This window comes from Halopseudomonas litoralis (assembly GCF_900105005.1).
GTDB classification, from domain to species: Bacteria; Pseudomonadota; Gammaproteobacteria; order Pseudomonadales; family Pseudomonadaceae; genus Halopseudomonas; species Halopseudomonas litoralis.
Genome location: NZ_LT629748.1, coordinates 575,182 through 588,945, shown reverse-complemented (window position 1 = coordinate 588,945; position 13,764 = coordinate 575,182). Strand labels below are relative to the sequence as shown.

At 59.4% G+C, this 13,764-nt stretch carries 15 protein-coding genes; 10 read left to right on the top strand and 5 right to left on the bottom strand.

Annotated elements, in window-relative coordinates; translation table 11 throughout:
• Positions 1 to 20 precede the first annotated feature (20 nt).
• The 4 genes from BLU11_RS02950 (at position 21) to BLU11_RS02935 (ending at position 4,484) form a co-directional block, all read left to right on the top strand.
• Positions 21 to 1,286 (top strand): OprD family porin, encoded by a 1,266-nt coding sequence (locus tag BLU11_RS02950; RefSeq protein WP_157718521.1) that lies wholly within the window; start codon positions 21 to 23, stop codon positions 1,284 to 1,286.
• 182 nt (positions 1,287 to 1,468) lie between these two features.
• Entirely contained in the window at positions 1,469 to 3,202 is a 1,734-nt protein-coding gene (locus BLU11_RS02945; protein ID WP_090271978.1) for a proline--tRNA ligase, read from the top strand.
• Between the two features lie 11 nt (positions 3,203 to 3,213).
• A complete protein-coding gene (locus BLU11_RS02940; protein WP_090271977.1) occupies positions 3,214 to 3,900 on the top strand; it encodes a hypothetical protein in 687 nt (228 codons plus the stop codon).
• 2 nt (positions 3,901 to 3,902) lie between these two features.
• Positions 3,903 to 4,484, top strand: a complete 582-nt coding sequence (locus BLU11_RS02935; RefSeq protein ID WP_090271976.1) for a lytic transglycosylase domain-containing protein — start codon at positions 3,903 to 3,905, stop codon at positions 4,482 to 4,484.
• On the opposite strand, the gene BLU11_RS02930 is transcribed toward BLU11_RS02935, so the two are convergent.
• Complete coding sequence (locus tag BLU11_RS02930) at positions 4,481 to 4,921, bottom strand: TlpA family protein disulfide reductase (protein ID WP_090271975.1); 441 nt, start codon at positions 4,919 to 4,921, stop codon at positions 4,481 to 4,483. The two genes, BLU11_RS02935 and BLU11_RS02930, sit on opposite strands and share 4 nt — an antisense overlap.
• Complete coding sequence (locus BLU11_RS02925) at positions 4,918 to 6,174, bottom strand: YihY family inner membrane protein (RefSeq protein ID WP_090271974.1); 1,257 nt, start codon at positions 6,172 to 6,174, stop codon at positions 4,918 to 4,920. Before BLU11_RS02925 ends, BLU11_RS02930 begins: the two co-directional genes overlap by 4 nt.
• A 97-nt stretch (positions 6,175 to 6,271) precedes the next feature.
• Here BLU11_RS02925 and arsC point away from each other — a divergent pair, with 97 nt between their 5' ends.
• From arsC to BLU11_RS02910, 3 genes are read left to right on the top strand one after another with little or no spacing between them, the layout of a single operon-like run.
• Complete coding sequence (gene arsC, locus BLU11_RS02920) at positions 6,272 to 6,625, top strand: arsenate reductase (glutaredoxin) (protein ID WP_090271973.1); 354 nt, start codon at positions 6,272 to 6,274, stop codon at positions 6,623 to 6,625.
• Positions 6,622 to 7,239: an NAD(P)H:quinone oxidoreductase gene (gene wrbA / locus BLU11_RS02915; RefSeq protein WP_090271972.1), complete on the top strand. Its 618-nt coding sequence runs from the start codon at positions 6,622 to 6,624 to the stop codon at positions 7,237 to 7,239. Before arsC ends, wrbA begins: the two co-directional genes overlap by 4 nt.
• Positions 7,226 to 7,645, top strand: a complete 420-nt coding sequence (locus BLU11_RS02910) for a DUF2069 domain-containing protein (protein WP_090271971.1) — start codon at positions 7,226 to 7,228, stop codon at positions 7,643 to 7,645. The genes wrbA and BLU11_RS02910 overlap by 14 nt, the downstream gene beginning before the upstream one ends.
• Before the next feature lie 44 nt (positions 7,646 to 7,689).
• On the opposite strand, the gene hda is transcribed toward BLU11_RS02910, so the two are convergent.
• Positions 7,690 to 8,403: a DnaA regulatory inactivator Hda gene (hda, locus tag BLU11_RS02905; protein WP_090271970.1), complete on the bottom strand. Its 714-nt coding sequence runs from the start codon at positions 8,401 to 8,403 to the stop codon at positions 7,690 to 7,692.
• Positions 8,404 to 8,455: 52 nt separating this feature from the next.
• Positions 8,456 to 9,670: a DUF2066 domain-containing protein gene (locus tag BLU11_RS02900; RefSeq protein ID WP_157718519.1), complete on the bottom strand. Its 1,215-nt coding sequence runs from the start codon at positions 9,668 to 9,670 to the stop codon at positions 8,456 to 8,458.
• A 213-nt stretch (positions 9,671 to 9,883) separates the two neighbouring features.
• Here BLU11_RS02900 and purM point away from each other — a divergent pair, with 213 nt between their 5' ends.
• The 3 genes from purM to BLU11_RS02885 are packed head-to-tail and all read left to right on the top strand — an operon-like array spanning position 9,884 to position 12,374.
• Positions 9,884 to 10,948: a phosphoribosylformylglycinamidine cyclo-ligase gene (purM, locus tag BLU11_RS02895; RefSeq protein WP_090271968.1), complete on the top strand. Its 1,065-nt coding sequence runs from the start codon at positions 9,884 to 9,886 to the stop codon at positions 10,946 to 10,948.
• 3 nt (positions 10,949 to 10,951) lie between these two features.
• On the top strand, positions 10,952 to 11,623 hold the full coding sequence (gene purN / locus BLU11_RS02890; protein ID WP_090271967.1) for a phosphoribosylglycinamide formyltransferase: 672 nt from the start codon (positions 10,952 to 10,954) through the stop codon (positions 11,621 to 11,623).
• Positions 11,616 to 12,374: a DUF3108 domain-containing protein gene (locus BLU11_RS02885; protein WP_090271966.1), complete on the top strand. Its 759-nt coding sequence runs from the start codon at positions 11,616 to 11,618 to the stop codon at positions 12,372 to 12,374. The genes purN and BLU11_RS02885 overlap by 8 nt, the downstream gene beginning before the upstream one ends.
• Before the next feature lie 144 nt (positions 12,375 to 12,518).
• Here the strand turns inward: BLU11_RS02885 and BLU11_RS02880 are convergent, their stop codons facing one another.
• Entirely contained in the window at positions 12,519 to 13,739 is a 1,221-nt protein-coding gene (locus BLU11_RS02880; RefSeq protein ID WP_090271965.1) for a 3-hydroxyacyl-CoA dehydrogenase, read from the bottom strand.
• Between the last annotated feature and the right edge of the window lie 25 nt (positions 13,740 to 13,764).

The window sequence follows — 13,764 nt, the reverse complement described above, 5'->3', positions numbered from 1 at the left end:
AAATGAAGGAGCAAACGATAATGAAAAACACTGTTAAATGGAGTTCTGTTGCCCTGGCGGTCGCCATGGGGAATGGTCTTATCGCAACTCAGGCTGTAGCGCAAGGCGAGGGGTTCGTTGAAGGCGCCACCGCCACTCTGGAAAGCCGCACGCTGTATTTTAACCGTGATTACAGAGATCCTGGACAAACCAACCAGAACGGCTCAATGAGCCGAGCAGAAGAAGCCGCGACCGGTTTCAGACTCAACTTCCAGTCTGGTTACACCCAAGGGCCAGTTGGTCTGGGTGCTGATGTTCTGGCCCTGGCCGGTATCAAATTGGACAGCAGCGGCGGTCACAACGGCCGGCTGAATATGCTGCCGACCGACTCCAATGGCGACACCGTAGCAGAATATGCGGAAATCCGCGGTGCAGTGAAAGCTAATATTGCGGGGGACACCACCCTGCGTTATGGCGTTCACCTGACCGAAAATCCGGTCATCAATTATGAAGATGCCCGCCTGCTGCCCAACCACTATTTCGGTTACAGCATTGCCAACACCTCCATCGACGGTCTGTTTGTTGAGGCCGGGCGCATGACCGATCGCGGCGAAATGGGTATGTCCTCCCAGCGGGAAGGCGCTTTCGTGGCTGATGAAGATCAGAAAGTCGATTACCTGGGTGGTACCTACGAGTTCGCCGATACACTCAGCGCCTCACTGTATACATCTAAAGCCGAAGACCTTTGGAAGCGTCACTTTGCCGGCATTGCACATACAGCCGAGCTGGCAAACGACATGAGCCTGACCACTGACCTGTCCTACTACAAGACATCGGATGACAGCTCTGCCGCCACGGATTTCGACAACGACGCGGCGTCACTGGCGTTCACTCTGGGAGCAGGCTTTCATGACTTGACTGTTGCCTATCAACGCATGAGTGGTGATGCCGGCTTCGAATACTTTGACGCTGGCATTTATCTGGCCAACTCAATCCAGGTGCTGGACTTCAACGCCAAAGATGAACGTTCATGGCAGGCGCGTTATGACTATGACTTCGAAGGCGTCGGTATCCCCGGCCTGACGTTCATGACTCGCTACATAACTGGCGATAATATCGACTCCAGCGCAAGCGCCCGTGATTCCCGCTGGGAGCGTGATACCGACATTCGGTATACCGTCCAGCGCGGCTTCCTGCAAGGTGTCAATCTGGTATGGCGTAACGCAACCGTTCGCCAACACGCGGATCTCGGCGGCGACATCGACGAAAACCGTCTGATCGCCTCTTATACCTGGAACCTGCTCTAAACAGCTCAGCTGTGACCAAGATCAAACCCGGCTCCGGCCGGGTTTTTTCTTGGCTGAAAGCTTGCGCTGTCGCGACCCTGTATTTTCAACGCTGAGACCCGTACAGCAGGCTATACGCCGCAATGGGACGAACGTACAATGAGCCGCATTCTTCGATTCTGCTTCCAGGACTTTTCCTTCCCATGCGTACCAGCCAATATCTGATCTCCACCCTCAAGGAAACCCCCGCCGACGCCACGGTGATCAGCCATCAGCTGATGCTGCGTGCCGGCATGATCCGCAAGATTGCATCGGGCCTGTATACCTGGCTGCCGATGGGACTGCGGGTGCTGCGCAAGGCTGAGAAAGTGGTACGTGAGGAAATGGATAATGCCGGTGCGCTCGAAGTGCTGATGCCAGCCATCCAGCCGGCAGAACTGTGGCAGGAATCCGGTCGCTGGGAGCAATACGGTCCTGAACTGCTGCGCATGAAGGATCGGCATGACCGCGACTTCTGCCTCGGTCCGACCCACGAAGAAGTCATTACCGATCTCGCGCGCACCGAAATCACCAGCTACAAGCAGCTGCCGCTGAACATGTACCAGATCCAGACCAAGTTCCGCGATGAGATTCGTCCGCGCTTCGGCCTGATGCGGTCCCGCGAGTTCATCATGAAGGACGCCTATTCCTTTCACCTGGATCAGGCATCGCTGCAGCAGACCTATGACCGCATGTACCAGGCGTACTGCAATATATTCAGCCGCCTGGGCCTGAACTACCGTCCGGTCGTAGCTGATAACGGCTCCATCGGCGGCGAAGGTTCCCATGAATTCCATGTGCTTGCCGATTCCGGCGAAGATGCCATCGTCTTTTCCGACACCGGCAGTTACGCCGCCAATATCGAGAAAGCCAACGCCCTGCCACCTCAGGGTGAGCGCCCCGCTCCGTCTGAAGAGAAAACCCTGGTCGACACGCCGAACCAGACTACGATCGAGGCGATATGCAATTTCCTTGGTTTGCCCGCAGAACGCACGGTCAAGTCCCTGATCGTGCTCGGCACAGCTGAAGAAGGTGCACCCCAGCCTTTGGTCGCACTCATTCTGCGCGGTGATCATGAACTGAATGATATCAAGGCCGAGAACCACCCGGCCATCCACTCGCCACTGACCTTCGCCAGCGAAGCACAGATTCAGCAGGCGATCGGCTGCAAGCCGGGCTCCATCGGCCCTGCCGGCATGAATATCAAGATCATTGCCGACCTCAGCGCTGCCCATCTGGCGGATTTCGTCTGCGGAGCGAACCAGGACGGCAAGCATTTCGTCGGGGTGAACTGGGAGCGTGATGCGCGCTTCGATGAGACTGCCGACCTGCGCAACGTGGTGGAAGGTGATGCCAGCCCGGATGGCAAAGGCACGCTGGTGATCAAGCGCGGCATCGAAGTCGGGCACATCTTCCAGCTGGGCAGCAAATACAGTGAAGCCATGCAGTGCAGCGTGCTCAACGAGCAGGGCAAGGCCTCGATTCTGAGCATGGGTTGCTACGGCATCGGCGTGTCTCGCGTTGTCGCCTCCGCCATCGAGCAACATCACGACGCCCGCGGCATCCTCTGGCCTGACGCCCTGGCGCCGTTCCAGGTGGCACTGGTTCCAATGAAGATGGAAACCTCCGATGCGGTGCGCGAAGCCACCGAACAGCTGTATCACAGCTTGCGGCAGGCCGGTATCGATGTACTGCTGGATGACCGTGACAAGAAAGTCAGCCCCGGCATCAAGTTTGCCGATATGGACCTGATCGGTATCCCCCATCGGGTGGTGATCAGCGACCGCGGTCTGGCCGAAGGCCAACTGGAATACAAGTATCGCCGTGACCAGGATGCCCGCAGCATGCCGGTTGCCGAGATGTTCGACTTCCTGATCGAACGTACCCGCAGCCAATGAGAACTCGCGGCATGCACCAACCACTGCTGCCCTGGGCCTTATGGCTTTGGGCCGGCCTGAGCCTGACTGCTTGCAGCATTCAGACTCCACCCTCCGGGGATGCGGCTGCGCGGGTTGAGCGCGAACTGATCAGCCACACTCTGCGCATTGATGCCGGCGAACAGCTGGTGCTGACCTCACCCCATCGGACCATTCGTGTGACCGAGCAGTTACTGCACCAGGTAACCGAATTCGACGCCAAGGATCAGGTGGTCAATCGCCTTGAAAGTTATCAGGCACTGCCGTGGGCCAGCCAGCCGATCAACTTGATCGCCGACGGCAAGCGGTTCTCCCTGCAGACCGACCATGACGGCCTGTTGCGTCTGAACCTGTTGAGCGAACAGTTCATCGAGCTGGATTTCCAGAGCCTGCGTGTCATTCAGCTTATTGCCCGTGCCGGCCCTTCAATCGTTGCCGAACAGAACCTGTTAGTCAGCCGCGAACTGCGCTCGATCTTGCGCGAAGCAGTCAATCTGGTACATGACAACCTGGAGGAAAGCGACGTCGAGCAGTGGATCTACCGTATCAACCGGCTTGACACGCTCGGTCTGGAGGAAGAATCCAACCAGTTGGAGAACATGCTGATGATGCTGACTATCGGTGACCCCGAACTGCAGACAGAATTTCTCCAAGCCCTGGAAAACAGCGAACGTCCCTGATCATGCCCCGTAACACATGGATTGTGTTCTGCCTGCTTCTGAGCCTTGCCCCTGTCACAATGGCATCCAATCAGACACAGCCGCCGGTCGACCCCGACCTGCGTGCATTGCTGATGCACACGGTCTCCCAGGCGGACGGCTTCGCCGACGCCTTTGATGCTGAAGTCTGGCTGTTGGACATGTCCACCCGGCTGCGCCGCTACATACCGGACGAAGCAGAACGGCTGAACTTCCTGCAATTGGTTCATCGCGAAGCCCGGCAAGCCGGCTTGAAGCCGGATATGGTATTGGCGGTGATTCATGTGGAAAGTCTGTTCGACCGCTATGCGCTGTCCCGCGTGGGCGCTCAGGGGGTGATGCAGGTGATGCCGTTCTGGAAGAGCGAACTCGGGCGCCCCGAGGACAACCTGATCGATCTGGCGACCAATCTGCGCTACGGCTGCACCATCCTGAAGTATTACCTCGAGCGGGAGAAAGGCGACCTGCGCCGAGCCCTGGCGCGCTATAACGGCAGCCTCGGCAGCCACCGCTACCCGGACAAGGTGCAGGAATACTGGTATCGCTATTGGTACGTCAAGGACTAATCCAGCAACGCCAACAGCGTCTCCTCGGTCTGTGGTCCCGCCAGACTGTGCAGCAGCTCGCCTTCAGGATTGAAGACGTAGGTCGTCGGCAGCACCTGGGGGCGCTCCAGTTCATAGCTGTCGGCAAAGTCCTGGCCCATCACGGCAAACTGAATATCCATCGCGTCCGCCAGCTCACGTAGCTGATCGCCACTGACGCCGTCATAGTTGATCCCCAGCACCGCCACATGCGGATTTTCCTCCGCCAGCCGGTTGAATTCCGGTAGTTCATGGCGGCAGGGAGCGCACCACTCGGCCCAGTAATTGACCACTACCCATCGACCGTCGAGGTCCGCGCTACTGACCCGGTTGCCCTGATGATCCAGCCATTTCCCCTCACCGCAGCCGACCAGCAGCAACGCAGCAGCCAGAACGCCGCCGCACAATCCCATCTTCATATAATCTCCCCCGTTGCGGATGTGATCTTGCCATCACCGCTCAGCCAGCTTTTCACACTGCCGGCCATTATGTGACGACGACTGTCTTCCAGCTCAACCAATGCCTCACGAATCGGTGGATACCAGACCTCGTCTCCCTGCAGCAACAGCGGCAAGGAAGCCACGCTCGGCAGAGCCTCAGGCAATGCTTCCAGCAATTCCGCCAGCTCCAGCTGATCCAGGTCCCGACTCAGCAGATAACCTCCTTGCTGTGCGCGGGTGATGATGCGCCGGGCTTCCAGCCAATCGGTCAATTGCAACCACAGTTCTTCCGACATGCCCCAGCCGACGGCATTCACTCTGGCCAGATCCACCGTGTGACCCTGCTGCTGCGCGCGGAGAAACACCCGCAGCAGGGCGAGCAGGTTGATCAGACGAGGATAGATCGGGCGCTGCCAGGCTAAGCTGCTGCCCAGATTGCAGACCAACTCGGCACCAAACAGAATGATCATCCAGCTGACGTAAATCCACAGCAGAAATAGCGGAAAGGCTGCGAAGGCGCCGTAAATCAGCTGGAAGCTGGGAAACAACGCCACATACAGAGCGAAACAGGCCTTCGCCCCCTCGAACAACAGCGCCACCAACAGACCACCGGCGAATGCATGCTTGAGCCGCACCCGCGTATTGGGCACGGCCACGTAGATAAGAGTAAAGGCGGCGATACTCAACAGCAGCGGCAACCAGCGCAACAGCTCCCGCCACGCCGAGGCAAGCACCGCATCACCGGACAGGAAGGACAACGAGGCCATATAGGTACTGACCACAAACCCTGCCCCCAACAACAGAGGTCCGAGACTCAGCACTGCCCAGTACAATAGGAAACTGGAAATACCACGACGCGGATAACGGATGCGCCAGATGGCGTTGAAGGCTTGCTCGATACTCAACAGCATCAGGAATGCGGTAATCATCAATACCGCCACACCTATACCGGTCAACTGCCGTGCCTGCTGGGAAAACTCGCTGAGATACTCTCTTAGCGTGGCCCCGGTCGAAGGAACGAAATTATCGAAGATAAACCCCTCAATCTGGCCACCGACCTGATTGAAAGCCGGTATTGCCGCCAGCATCGCATAGGTAACCGTCATCACCGGCACCACGGCAAACAACGTGGTATAGGTCAGGGCCGCGGCATTCTTGGCGCAATTGTCTTCACCGAAACGCCGAAACAGATAGCGGCAGAAATGCCATAACAGTTGCAATCGAGGTGGCATTCAGGCTCCCTGACAGCCGATGTTTTGCTTAGAATAGCTTCCATACTCCGCCTGAGCTACAGCAGGCGGGCCAAATCTCATCTGAATGGAGATCGCCATGTCCCGGGTACGCATCTATCACAATCCCCGCTGCTCCAAGTCGCGCCAGGCATTAGCGCTGTTGGAGCAACAGGGCGATGAGCTGGAAGTCATCCATTACATAGATACTCCGCCTGACAGTGCCACTCTCAGCGCCCTGTTGCAACAGCTCGGCCTCACCGCCCGCGAGCTGATCCGCAAGGGCGAGGATACCTACAAGGAGCTGAACCTGGCCAACCCTGAACTCAGCGAAGCCGAGCTGGTTCAGGCCATGGTGGATTATCCACGCCTGATCGAACGACCTATCGTTATTCGGGATGGCAAGGCCATCATCGCCCGCCCACCGGAAAAGATTCTGGAGCTGTACGCATGACCGATCCCTATGTTCTGGTGCTGTATTACAGTCATAACGGCGCCACCGCTAAAATGGCCCGCCTGATCGCCGAAGGCGTCGAACAGGCGGGTCTGGAAGCGCGCCTGCGCACCGTACCGAAAGTATCCGCCGAGACCCGCGTCAGCGCGCCGGAAATCCCTGACAGCGGGGCGCTGTACTGCACCGAGGACGACCTGAAGAACTGCGCCGCCCTGATACTCGGCAGCCCGACCCGGTTTGGCAACATGGCCGCGCCACTGAAATACTTCATTGATGGCACCAGCAGCCTGTGGCTGTCGGGCAGCCTGTCCAGCAAGCCGGCCGCGGTATTCACCACCACCGCCAGCCTGCATGGCGGTCAGGAAAGCACCTTGTTGTCGATGCAACTGCCGTTGCTGCACCACGGCATGTTGCTGGTCGGCCTGCCTTACAGCGAAAGCGCCCTGACTGAAACCCGCGGCGGTGGCACCCCCTACGGCGCCAGTCACCTGGCCGGCAGCGACGGTTCTCGTCCACTGGACAACCATGAAACTGCTCTGTGTCGCGCGCTCGGCAAACGTGTGACCACGATCACTCGTCAACTCCTGGCCGGAGCTGCCCATGTCCAGAGCTGACAAGCCGCTGCCGCCGCTGAGCTATCTGCAACCACGCATACGCCTCACTCGGATCTTGTCCGCGCTGGGATATGCTGGACTGCTGGGATGTCTGTTCGTCTACAACGCCTTCTTCGCAGACCTGCATGGTGCCAACCCGCTGGTGATCGGCGGTTTTCTGCTGATACCACTGCTGATTTTCCTGCCGGGGATCGTCACCGGCAACCCGCGGGTTCATGCGTGGCTGTGCTTCGCCATCAATCTCTATTTCGCCTATGGCGTGCTGGCCTGCCTGCAGCCTGAGCGTCAGGTGTATGGCGCCATTCTGGTGGGAACCAGCGTGACCTACTTCATTGCCGCGCTGGGTTATGTGCGCTGGAGCTTCCAGGCGCAGCGGGTACGCTCATTACACCCCGCCGGAGCCTGATTTTGCGCAGGGCAACACAGCCCCGCGCAAAATCAGCCCGGTGACTACCAGCCCATCACCCGCTTAACGAAGGGGATGGTCAGACGATGCTGGGCCTGCAGGGACGCCTGGTCCAACTGCTCCAACGCCGCGAACAGCTCATTCATGCCGCGCGCACCGCGACTGAGGATATAGCGCGCCACTTCATCAGGCAGTTGCAGTCCGCGACGCTCAGCACGCAGCTTGAGCATCTGCTGTTTACCCTCGTCATCCAGCGCCTGCAGCTGATAGACCAGCCCCCAGCCCAGACGTGACACAAGATCCGGCAGATTGAAGTTCAGCGCACGAGGCGCTGCGGTAGCGGCGATCAGCAATCGCCCCTGACGTTGCTGAATGCGGTTGTACAAGTGAAACAACGCTTCTTCCCAGTCATCCTGACCAGCCAGTGCGCCCAGACCATCGAGACACAACAGGTCGAACCCTTCCATCCCCTCAAGCAACGCCGGCCCGTGGGCCATCAGCTCATCCAGCGGCAGGTACATCGCCAGACCGCCTGCTTCAGCCATCCGATGACAGGCGGCCTGCAGCAGATGCGAGCGGCCGCTGCCGGTAGGGCCCCACAGATAGACGCACAACTCTGCTGGCAGCTCCCGTGGATTGGCCAGCGACTGCAACACTGCGAGCACCCCGGCATTGGGGCCGGAAAAATAGCTGTCGAAGGTGGCTTCATCCCTGAGTTTGACGCCCAGAGGCAGTTGCACAGGTTGGCCTGCTGCCATCAGATCGATTCCACCTTGATTGGGTTGCTATGCATCGGCCCGTTTCCCATTCTCAACCGCGCCAGCGGAAATACAGGGTTGGCATGGCCGGAGCGGCCGGCGCTGCGGGGGCTGCCTGTTCGGGAGCCACAGAAGGCAGAGCCTCTGCGCCTAGTGGATCAGCTACTGCGTCCAATGCTGAATCCTGCGCAGCCATTGGTTCAGCTGTGGTCAGATTGTCATCGCCCTGCTGTTGCAAAGCGCGCGGTTCGGGCTCGGGCTCGGGCTCGGGCTCGGGCTCAGGTATCGGCTCGGGAACACGTTGCAGACGCATATCAAGATTCAGCAAGCGTTCCAACTGGGATTCACTGCCGGGAAAGCGCACCTGCAGTAATACGGTATCGCCCTCGATGGCGACCACCTTGGCTTGCTGCTGCGAACCGAGTTGACGAACCATCCGCAGCAGATTCGAATAATCAGCCGCGCTGTTGATACCTTCAACATGCAAGCGCCAGCCAGACACGCCATCCGCGCCAGCCGCAGGAATCGAATACTGCGCGAACACGGCGTCAGCCATGAGCCTCATCAGTTCATCTGCTGCAGCATCGACGGCGCGAGTGATACGGCCGGAGCTGCTCTGATCATTCAGCCACAGAGTCCAGTCCAGCGCTGCCTGCTCGCCTTGCCCGGCAATCGTCAACGCCAGCGTACCTTCGGCGGGATAGCGCTCACTGGCTTCCAGCAACTCATCCCGACTGGCCTGGCGAATCACCTGTTCATTGACCTGACTCATGTCCTGCAGATCGCCCAAGGGGAAACTCAGAGCAACGCCACGATGCGCTGCCGCCTCTTTCAGCAGTAACGCCCAAGGGCTGACCGGGCTCATGGATCGATCTCCAAGTTCGCCCGCTTCCACTGCCCAGACCAGAATACCCGGCCGGTTACGGCCCAGCGCCGACAAGCCAGCCTCGCGCAGCACACCGCTGAGGGTATCGGGATCGAACTCGATGCGAACCTTGCCGCCATCGACCGAACCGATGCGGCGTATGAGCTCCTGAGGCGCTTTCAATGCAGCGGCAAGAGGCCCGCGCTGCAGCTCGACATCATTACCCGCCAGGCGTTGCAGCATGACGACAGTGGCGTCGCGCATCACCTCGTCGCGGCTCTGACCCTCTGCCTGCGTCAGCTCCACCCGATAGAGATCATCCAGTACCGCCGCCCAGAGATTGCATGATGCCAGGGCGACAATACATAACAGAAGCAGCCGGACTTTTTGCTTGAAACGCATGGGGAATTCCATTTGATGATGCTGCTGTATGCCCCGAAACCGGCCATGACACAGCGCTCTTAAAGCGCATACATTAAACAAGCGCTGGATCGGCGGCAACCGCAGTCATCCAAAGTCGCTCGAGCATGGTCGCGCGCGCGATGAATTGGTACACTAGCGCCAGCCGAAAACATGACGGCCCGCCCTCTCCCTTTGATCACTCGAGACCCACGCATGAGCAGCCAAACGCCCTCCAAGCCCTCCATCAGTTACAAGGACGCGGGAGTCGATATCGACGCCGGAAACGCGCTCGTGGATCGCATCAAGCATGTCGCCAAACGCACTGCGCGCCCGGAAGTCATGGGCGGCCTGGGTGGTTTTGGTGCGCTGTGCGAAATCCCGGCAGGCTATAAGCAGCCGGTACTGGTTTCCGGCACAGACGGCGTGGGCACCAAATTGCGCCTGGCGATAGACCTGAACAAGCACGATCAGATCGGTATCGACCTGGTTGCCATGTGCGTGAACGACCTGGTGGTATGCGGCGCAGAACCGCTGTTCTTTCTCGACTACTACGCTACCGGCAAGCTGAACATTGATGTCGCCGCCCAGGTGGTTACCGGTATCGGCGCTGGTTGCGAGCTGTCTGGCTGCGCCCTGGTAGGCGGCGAAACCGCTGAAATGCCCGGCATGTACGAAGGCGACGACTACGACCTGGCCGGTTTCTGCGTCGGCGTGGTGGAAAAGGCCGAGATCATTGATGGGAGCAAGGTACAGCCCGGCGACGTCCTGCTTGCTCTGCCCTCCTCCGGCCCGCACTCCAATGGCTACTCCCTGATCCGCAAGATCATCGAGGTTGCCGGTGCCGACATCAGCAACGTACAGCTCGACGGCCAGCCACTGACCGACCTGCTGATGGCGCCCACGCGCATCTACGTCAAGGCTCTGCTGCAGCTGATCAAGCAGACCGGAGCGGTCAAGGCCATGGCGCACATCACCGGCGGCGGCCTGCTGGAGAACATTCCACGCGTGCTCCCCGACAATGCCAGCGCCAGCATCGACCTCAGCAGTTGGAAGCGCCCAGCCGTATTCAATTGGCTGCAGGAACAGGGCAACGTTGACGAAACCGAGATGCACCGCGTGCTCAACTGCGGCGTCGGCATGGTCGTCTGCGTCGCTGCGGATCAGGCGGAAAATGCATTACAGGTACTGAAAGATGCCGGGGAACAGCCCTGGATCATCGGCACCATCGAAACCGCCGATGCCAGCGGTGAGGCTGTTGTACTGCGTAACGGCAACTGATAAGTGAGTTGCCGCATCGTCGTATTGATCTCCGGATCAGGCAGCAACCTTCAGGCCTTCATCGATACTCTGCATGGCAGACAGGCCAATATCGTCGCGGTGATTTCCAACCGCGACGATGCCTTTGGGCTGGAGCGAGCCGCCAGGGCCGGCATTCCCACCGCGGTGCTCAGCCACCGCGCATTTGCTGATCGGGCCAGCTATGACCAGGCTCTCGCAGCCCTGATCGACACGCATGCCCCGGATCTGGTGATACTGGCCGGCTTCATGCGCATTCTCACCGCCGAGTTCGCCCATCACTATCAGGGGCGATTGCTGAATATTCATCCGTCGCTGCTGCCCAAATATCCAGGACTGCACACCCATCAGCGCGCGCTGCAGGCAGGCGATCACGAGCATGGCGCGACGGTGCATTTTGTCACTGAAGAGCTCGACGGCGGCCCGCCCATCCTGCAGTCACACGTACCCGTCCTCTCCGATGACACCCCGGAGTCGCTCGCCGAGCGGGTTCGTCACACGGAACACAGACTCTACCCGCTGGCTGCTATGCTGTATGCCAACGGTCGCCTGCGGCTGCTGGATGGCCGAGCCTGCCTGGATGGCGCCCCCCTTGCGCCGAGCGGTCTCAGGCTGGATCAATTCGAAACCGACACGCGAGGTCATTTCAATGATTGACAGCAGTTCGCACTTGTTCCGCCGCTCCGGCCGCTGGCTGGCCGTCGCCGTCCTGGCCCTTGGCAGCAGCCTGGCAACCGCCCAACCACTGGTTCCCTTCAGCGCCAGCTACGCTGCCGACATGAAGAAGATCCCAGTCAATGGCGAAGCCACCCACAGCCTGCAAGCCAACGCTGACGGTACCTGGACGCTGTCATTTCAGGCCGGCATGTTCGTCGCCAGGCTGACCGAAGAGAGCCTGCTGCGGGTGGACAATGAGCAACTGATCCCGCTCAGCTACCGTTATGAGCGCAAAGGCCTTGGCCGTGGACGCCTGACCACTCAGAGCTTCGATTGGGAAGCCGGAGTTGTCACCGGTGAGCACAAGAAGGAAGCCTTCAGCTTGCCAACCGAACCCGGACTGCTCGACCGCACCACCTATCAACTTGCCCTGCAGCGCGATCTCATGGCCGGCAAAAAAGAAATGCATTACCGCGTTGCAGATGAGGATGAAGTGGAGGAGTACCGCTTTCGGGTAACGGGCGAGAAACGCGTCACCACGCGGGCCGGCCAGTTCGACGCAGTGGAAGTCGAGCGCGTGCGCGAGCCTGACGCCCAACGCGAGACCACCCTGTGGTTCGCCAAAGACTGGCAATACCTGCTGGTCCGCCTGAGTCAGGTCGAAACCGATGGGCAGCATTATCAGATCATGCTCAAGGAAGCAACGCTGGATGGGGAGCCGGTGATCGGCACGCCAGTCACCAGTAACTGAGAGAAACCAAGATTTTACGGCAGGCCTGTTGGGTTGTCCCGGCCCGCGCGGCGACAGCATATTAGCTGCGCCGCGTCGAGACCGCCTGGCGTAGCGCCCGAATGCGGAACAGGGCGCTACGACGGCAGTCGGTGCTGCAGTGACTCAGCCGATGAATTTCTCACCCGCTTCAGCACGCTTGACCAGTCCGGCGGCCGGCTTCCAGAACTCACCCTGACTGGCTTCCAGTTCGCGGATCTGCTGCAGAACCACATCCAGCCCCAGGCTATCGGCATAGGCCATCGGCCCGCCACGCTCAGCCGGGAAGCCGTAGCCAAAACGGTAGACGCGATCGATATCTTCCGGGCTCTCGGCGAAACCTTCATCCAGAATGCGCGCGCCTTCGTTGACCAGCGCCAGAATACAACGCTGAACGATTTCCTCGTTGCCGACCTCGCGCTGGGTGTAACCCGCCTCTTCAGCCACTTCACGGGCCATCATGTCGGTTTCCGGATCATGGATTGCCTGACGGCTGCCCGGCTCGTAACGATAGAAGCCATGGCCGCTCTTCTGACCGAAACGTTCCATTTCACACAAACGGTTGTCCAGCCAGACTATCGGCTCGCCACGACCCAGGCCAGCCAACTGCCGGGAGCGCCAGCCCAGATCGACGCCAACCACGTCATACATGCGGTAAGGCCCCATTGCCATGCCAAAACCCTGCAGCGCCTGATCCACCTGCCAAGGCGTGGCACCTTCCAAGACCACTTCGCGGGACTGACGTGAATACATCGACAGCATGCGGTTGCCGATGAAACCATGGCAGTTGCCGGCCAGTACCGCTTCCTTGCCGATCTTGCTGCCGACCGCCAGACAGGTATCCATCACATCCTCAGCGGTAGCCTTGCCACGTACCACTTCCAACAGTTTCATGATGTGCGCCGGACTGAAGAAGTGCAGGCCCAGCACCTGTGCCGGCCGCTTGGTGGCGGAGGCGATTTCATCAATGTCCAGATAGGAGGTATTGGTCGCCAGAATGGCAGAAGGCTTCGCTGCCTTGTCCAATTCGGCAAAGATGGTTTTCTTCAGATCCATGTTTTCATAGACAGCTTCAACCACCAGATCCATATCAGCCAGCGCCGCGTAATCCTGGGTGGTGGAGATGCGCTGCAGACGAGCTTGAGCCTCGGCATCATCGAAACGCTGCTGGGCGACGGAGCGCTTGTAGACACTGGCGATATCAGCCAGCCCCTTCTCCAGCATCTCGGCATTCACATCCAGCCAGACCACCGGATAACCGGCATTGACGAAGTTCATGACGATGCCGCGGCCCATGGTGCCGGCACCAATCACACCTACCTGTTTGATGTCTTCAAACGAAGCCATATTGCCTCTCCAGAATTGTATTTGT

What these genes read in the sequence shown, in the direction of transcription:
- arsC (WP_090271973.1), top strand. Translation starts at nt 6,272, where the DNA reads ATGTCCCGGGTACGCATCTATCACAATCCCCGCTGCTCCAAGTCGCGC.
- BLU11_RS02885 (WP_090271966.1), top strand. Translation starts at nt 11,616, where the DNA reads ATGATTGACAGCAGTTCGCACTTGTTCCGCCGCTCCGGCCGCTGGCTG.
- BLU11_RS02900 (WP_157718519.1), bottom strand. Translation starts at nt 9,670, where the DNA reads ATGCGTTTCAAGCAAAAAGTCCGGCTGCTTCTGTTATGTATTGTCGCC.
- BLU11_RS02930 (WP_090271975.1), bottom strand. Translation starts at nt 4,921, where the DNA reads ATGAAGATGGGATTGTGCGGCGGCGTTCTGGCTGCTGCGTTGCTGCTG.
- BLU11_RS02935 (WP_090271976.1), top strand. Translation starts at nt 3,903, where the DNA reads ATGCCCCGTAACACATGGATTGTGTTCTGCCTGCTTCTGAGCCTTGCC.
- BLU11_RS02945 (WP_090271978.1), top strand. Translation starts at nt 1,469, where the DNA reads ATGCGTACCAGCCAATATCTGATCTCCACCCTCAAGGAAACCCCCGCC.
- BLU11_RS02940 (WP_090271977.1), top strand. Translation starts at nt 3,214, where the DNA reads ATGCACCAACCACTGCTGCCCTGGGCCTTATGGCTTTGGGCCGGCCTG.
- BLU11_RS02925 (WP_090271974.1), bottom strand. Translation starts at nt 6,174, where the DNA reads ATGCCACCTCGATTGCAACTGTTATGGCATTTCTGCCGCTATCTGTTT.
- BLU11_RS02910 (WP_090271971.1), top strand. Translation starts at nt 7,226, where the DNA reads ATGTCCAGAGCTGACAAGCCGCTGCCGCCGCTGAGCTATCTGCAACCA.
- hda (WP_090271970.1), bottom strand. Translation starts at nt 8,403, where the DNA reads ATGGCAGCAGGCCAACCTGTGCAACTGCCTCTGGGCGTCAAACTCAGG.
- BLU11_RS02880 (WP_090271965.1), bottom strand. Translation starts at nt 13,739, where the DNA reads ATGGCTTCGTTTGAAGACATCAAACAGGTAGGTGTGATTGGTGCCGGC.
- BLU11_RS02950 (WP_157718521.1), top strand. Translation starts at nt 21, where the DNA reads ATGAAAAACACTGTTAAATGGAGTTCTGTTGCCCTGGCGGTCGCCATG.
- purM (WP_090271968.1), top strand. Translation starts at nt 9,884, where the DNA reads ATGAGCAGCCAAACGCCCTCCAAGCCCTCCATCAGTTACAAGGACGCG.
- wrbA (WP_090271972.1), top strand. Translation starts at nt 6,622, where the DNA reads ATGACCGATCCCTATGTTCTGGTGCTGTATTACAGTCATAACGGCGCC.